Below are 1,372 nucleotides of genomic sequence, written 5' to 3'. Positions count from 1 at the left end.
GACGGATGGCACGATATATTGAGAGCGTATGCCAGACAGCACAGGATTTCTAAACTGGAATGGGTAGTGTCCGGCGGGGAGAATGGCCAGGCGTCCATCCGTCACGGTCTGGAGGAAGCCGAGAAGAGATACAGCCCGGATGATATTATCCTAGTTCATGACGCCATCCGGCCCATGGTATCCCATGAGATAATCTCAGATTGCATTGTACAGTGCAAGCGCCACGGCTCAGCGATATCGATAGTGCCGTGCAACACTGTGGCGCTGCGCAGGACAACAGAGCAGACTTCATCGGAAGTTGTTCCCCGTGACAAGCTGGCGCTGACTCAAACTCCACAGGCCTTTCCACTGAATAAGCTGTGCGAGGCACATCGAAAAGCTAAAGAACAAGGCATCACAAACTCCATTGCAAGCTGCACATTGATGATTGAACTTGGCGAAGCCATACATTTCTCCATCGGCTCGGAGACGAACATCAAGTTGACCACGCCGGACGACCTAAAGATTTTCAAGGCACTTCTGGCGTTAAAGGAGCAGGCATGAGGCTGACAGAGAATCAGGAATACCTTGCGCAGTTGCGGGCTGTTGAGGGCTTGGAGTTTTTGAACGGGAAAACGGTGCTGATAACTGGCGCTTCGGGGATGCTCGGCAGCTGCATTGTGGACACGATAATGCTCTGGAACCGTGAGCGGAAGCTGTCATGCACGGTCATTGCTTTGGGCAGGACTGAGCGGAAGCTGAGGGAGCGGTTTCATGACTATATTGAGGACAACGAATTCGCCTACATAGTCCAAGATGTATGCCAACCGCTTAAAAATATGCCTAAGCAGGTCGACTATATCATTCACGCTGCCAGTAATGCTGACCCGGTAAACATGTTGAAATATCCGGTTGATACGCTGATGGCAAATGTGGTTGGGACAGACAGTCTACTTAAATATGGCTTGACACATGGAATGGAGAGGTTCTTGTTTGTGTCGTCTGGCGAAGTTTACGGTCAACCTAATGAGAATCAGGATGATTTTACAGAGGACTATTGTGGACCGCTGGACCTGAGCGATCCACGCTCATGCTACCCTGAGGGGAAGCGCGCGGCTGAGGTATTGTGTCAGAGTTATGTAAGCCAATATGGGACTGATGTGGTGATTGTGCGGCCCTGCCATCTGTTTGGACCGACTATGAGTAGAAGCGACAGCCGGGCGGTGGCAGAATTTATTTGGAGCGCTGTGGATGGGAAGGATATCATCCTAAGAAGTGATGGGAAGCGGGAGCGGTCCCACTGTTATGTAGTGGACGCAGTGGCGGCGATGCTGCTGGTGTTGGAGAGGGGCGAGCCCGGTAGTGCCTATAATATTGCGGACAGAGGTTATCA

2 protein-coding genes are annotated in these 1,372 nt (G+C 51.6%); both read left to right on the top strand.

Annotated features, from left to right (window positions below):
* On the top strand, positions 1 to 543 hold a 543-nt coding region (locus tag D5270_RS16435; RefSeq protein WP_166545092.1), incomplete at its 5' end, for an IspD/TarI family cytidylyltransferase.
* Positions 540 to 1,372, top strand: an 833-nt coding sequence (locus D5270_RS16430; protein WP_166545091.1) for an NAD-dependent epimerase/dehydratase family protein, incomplete at its 3' end; no start/stop codon positions are given. The genes D5270_RS16435 and D5270_RS16430, both read left to right, overlap by 4 nt.

The organism is Acutalibacter sp. 1XD8-36 (assembly GCF_009917525.1).
Lineage (GTDB): Bacteria > Bacillota > Clostridia > Oscillospirales > Acutalibacteraceae > Acutalibacter.
The sequence above is the reverse complement of the archived record's forward strand: the minus strand, read 5'-3'. Positions and strand labels throughout refer to the sequence as shown.